The following is a 4314-nucleotide window of genomic DNA, read 5'->3' as shown; positions in this document are numbered from 1 at the left end:
GGATTCTGTTTTTAAAACATCTCCTAATTCAGTTAATGCACCTAAAAGAGCAGTATTTGCAGTTTTAGCATTTCCATGTTCTTCTGCGATATCTACACATGGCATTGCAATAACTTTGACATCTTTATCGGTTGTAAATTCACCAATTTTTGCATCGTAAAGTATAACTCCACCATCTTTCACATCTTTTGAGAATTGTTCTAATGATGGTTTGTTTAAAGCAATAAGAATATCAATATCATCAACAACAGGTGTACCTATGGTTTCATTAGATATAACAACTGAACAATTGGATTTTCCCCCTCTTTGTTCTGGTCCGTAACTTGGATACCATGATACATGTTTTCCTTCAGCACAAGCTGCTTGAGCAATTGTGAGTCCTGCACTTAAAACTCCTTGACCACCAAATCCAGAAACTTTAATTCTTAATGGATTAATGTCATCATCAACATAACCTGATCCTTCGCTTCTGTTAACATTAAATATTTTATCCAATGATTCGGTTGAAAAGTCACTAACCGGTCTTTGAACAGGTTCTCTTTTATATAAATCATTTCTGAAGTTTTTGACAGGGAATTCTTTTTCCATTTTTTCTTCAATAAATTTTTGTGCGCTAGCCACATCCTGTTTTAAGTTAGTAGGACAAGGAGATAATATTTCAACAAATGAATATCCTTTTCCTTCTTTTTGAACTGTCAATGCCTGTTTGATTGCAAATTTGGCAAGTCTGATTTTTAAAGGATTAGCAAGAGATACTCTTTCAATATATACTGGTGCTTTTAATGTATTGATTAACTCACACATATGTGTGGGATGTCCTGTATAGTTAGGGTCTCTTCCAGTTTGGCAGGTAACTGTTTTTTCTCCAATTAATGTTGTTGGAGCCATTTGTCCACCAGTCATTCCATAAACTGTATTGTTGACGAAAAATACTGCAATTTTTTCCCCTCTGTTTGCTGCTTGTAATGTTTCATTTAAACCAATAGATGCTAAATCTCCATCTCCTTGATAGCTCATTACAATTGCATTATCTTCAGCTCTTGAAATACCTGTTGCTACTGCAGGAGCTCTTCCGTGTGCAGTTTGGAAGTTTCCACAGTTAAAGTAGAAATATGCATATACTGAACATCCAACAGGGGATATCATAACACATCTTTCTTGGATTCCAAGTTCATCCATACATTCAGCTATTAATTTATGTATGATTCCATGTCCACAACCTGCGCAATAATGGGTTGATTGAATATTAGTTCCTTTTCTAGGATATTCTTCTAAAAGGGATTGTGGATTTCTACGTATTTGTAATTCATAATCTTTATTATTGTTTTCTTGTTCGCTCATCTTTCCACATCCTTAATCAATTATATTTGGACTAGCTTTTTCGTCACTTCTTTTTGAAGTATCTAATTCTTCATCTTCGATCCCTGCTATTTCATAGATTTTAGCAAGCACATGTTTTAGCTCAATTAAATTTCCACCCATTCTGTTAACTAAATGAGTATCTTCTTTTCTTAAAGCTGCAAATTGAACATCTGCTAATAACTGGCCGTTACTCATTTCGACAGATATGAAACTGACTCCCTTATCAGACAATTCTTTAATTCTGTCAACAGGGAAAGGTGATAATGTTATCGGTCTTAAAAGTCCAACTTTCAAACCTTTTTCACGACTTTTATCAACGGCAGTTCTTGCAATACGGCTACTAATACCATAAGATACTAAAACAATTTCTGCATCTTCAATTTGATATTCGTCTACAATAACTTCTTCAGCTTCAATTTTTGCGTATTTTTCCTGGAGTTTGTAGTTGAAATCTTCTAATTCATTGAAATCATTAAAAATTGAAGTAATAAGATTTCCCATAGTTTCTTCTGTAGCTTTTACTGCCCACTCTTTATCATTTTTTGGTTCAATTGCCTTTTCCGGAAATACTAATGGCTCTGCCATCTGACCTAAAGTACCATCAGCAAGAACAACCACAGGATTTCTCCATTTATCAGCTAGTTCAAATGCTTTCATTGTTAAATCGCACATTTCTTGAACACTGTTTGGAGCTAATACTATATTTTTGTAGTTTCCATGCCCTCCGCCTTTAACGATCTGATTGTAATCTCCTTGTTCAGGTCCGATATTTCCAAGTCCAGGTCCTGCTCTCATAATATCTACAATAACTGCAGGTAATTCAGCTCCTGCAAGAAAAGTAAATCCTTCCTGCATTAAACTAATACCTGGTCCTGATGAGGATGTCATAACTCTATGGCCTGTACCTGATGCACCATAAACCATATTTATTGATGCTTCTTCACTTTCTGCCTGAACAAAGTTTCTGCCGACCATTGGGAAGTATTTTGATGCTTCGTGTAAAATTTCACTTGCAGGAGTAATAGGATATCCAAAGAAACAGTCACAACCAGCATACATTGCACCAATGACGACTGCTGTATTTCCTTTTATCATTTGATTACTCATTTAACTTCCTCCTTTATTAGCCACTTTAGCTTTAATCATTCTTCCAATTTCGTCGTTAACAATTTTTTTGTATTGATGTACTTCTAGAGTTAATGGTTCTGGACATGTAAAATAACAGTCTTTACATCCAGTGCATCCATTTCCACTATAATAAGCATATTGATATCCTGCACTATTCATTTCATCTGAAAGTAAAATTGCATTTTGTGGGCATCCTACAATGCATCTTTTGCATCCTTTACATAATTCAGAATTAATTACAGGAAATGATATTTCTTCGTCAACCATAGTAATCTCCTTTAATTTTTGTCATTTTCTCTAATTTCTACTCTTCTTATTTTACCGCTTATGGTTTCTGGAATTTCATCTACGTATTCTACCATTCTAGGGTATTTATAAGGAGCTGTAACACGTTTAACATGATTTTGTATATCTTTTGTAAGTTCTTCAGACGGTTCATATCCTGGTTGTAATATAATAGTAGCTTTTACAATTTGACCTCTTACTTCATCAGGATAAGCAGTAATTGCGCAATTAGAAACTGCCTCGTGTGATAAAACAGCACTTTCTACTTCATAGGGTCCAATACGATAACCTGATGATTTAATAATGTCATCATTTCTTCCAACAAAGTGAACATATCCATCTTCATCTACCCATGCGGTATCTCCACAGTGATAGTATCCATCATGGATTTGCTGTTTGTATTTTTCATCATCATTTACATAATCTTTAAATAATCCTGGATTCGGACCATCATTCATTTTAAAACAAAGTTCTCCCTCTTCACCGATTTCCACTCTGTTATGATTTTCATCCAATAACTCTAAATCGAATAATGGGGAAGGTTTTCCGATTGATCCTAGTTTTGCATCCAACCATATGAATGTTCCAATAGATAATGTAGTTTCGGTCTGACCAAATCCTTCTTTAATAGTAAGGCCTGAAATTTCTTTAAATCTTTTGGATACTTCCGGAGGAAGCGGTTCACCTGCAGTTGTGACATAACTGATATTTGAAAAGTCATATCCTTCAATATTTTCTTTAATTAAAAATCTGTAGATTGTTGGAGGAGCACAAAATGTATTTACTTTATATTTGATTACTCTTTCAAGCAATTCTATTCCATTAAATCTGTCATAATCATAAATGAATATTGCAGTACCGCTGATCCACTGTCCGTAGAGATTTCCCCAAACAGCTTTTCCCCAACCGGTATCCGCTGCAGTATGGTGAAGTCCATCTTCAACAACATTATGCCAATATTTTGCTGTTGGAATATGGCCTAAGGAGTAAGTATGTTTGTGTGAAACCATTTTTGGAAGTCCGCTGGTTCCTGATGTAAAGTAAATTAAGAATATCTCTTCAGCATATGTTTTGTCTTCGCCGGTTGGTCTTTCAAATACATCGCTTTGTTCTTCTATGGCTTTATTGAAATTTATCCAACCGTCTCTATCAGTCTCAATAACAAGTTTTTTTAAATCAATATCCAATTCTTTTTCAGCTTCTTCATAATCAGGGAGCAAGGAATCTTCTTCAACAGATACAACAAGTTTCACATTGGCCTGTTTTAATCTAAAATCAATATCATGTAACTTTAACATATGGGTTCCAGGAATAGCAATCGCTCCAATTTTGTGTAATGCAACCATACAGAACCAAAATTCATATCTATTTTTTAATGTAAGCATTACACAATCGCCTTTTTTGATACCTAAACTTTTAAATAAGTTTGCAGCTTTATTGGAATATTCTTTAATTTCTTTAAAAGTAAAAATATGTTCCTCGTTATTATCATTAGTCCAAATTAAAGCGATTTTGTCAGGATCAATTTCCGCATATTTG

General features: G+C 34.3%; 4 protein-coding genes. All 4 read right to left on the bottom strand.

Annotated elements, in window-relative coordinates; translation table 11 throughout:
- Window positions 1–1341 (bottom strand): 2-oxoacid:acceptor oxidoreductase family protein (locus tag QZU81_RS10470; protein WP_295591694.1); only part of this gene is annotated, 1341 nt, incomplete at its 3' end.
- 12 nt (window positions 1342–1353) lie between these two features.
- Window positions 1354–2469, bottom strand: a complete 1116-nt coding sequence (locus tag QZU81_RS10465; protein ID WP_295591692.1) for a 3-methyl-2-oxobutanoate dehydrogenase subunit VorB — start codon at window positions 2467–2469, stop codon at window positions 1354–1356.
- Window positions 2470–2757: a 4Fe-4S dicluster domain-containing protein gene (locus QZU81_RS10460; protein ID WP_295591691.1), complete on the bottom strand. Its 288-nt coding sequence runs from the start codon at window positions 2755–2757 to the stop codon at window positions 2470–2472.
- A gap of 11 nt (window positions 2758–2768) precedes the next feature.
- Window positions 2769–4314: AMP-binding protein (locus QZU81_RS10455; RefSeq protein ID WP_295591689.1), on the bottom strand; the 1546-nt coding region annotated here is incomplete at its 5' end.

It is taken from the genome of uncultured Methanobrevibacter sp., assembly GCF_902770715.1.
Classification (GTDB): Archaea; Methanobacteriota; Methanobacteria; order Methanobacteriales; family Methanobacteriaceae; genus Methanocatella.
This window is presented reverse-complemented; position numbering and strand designations above follow the sequence as displayed.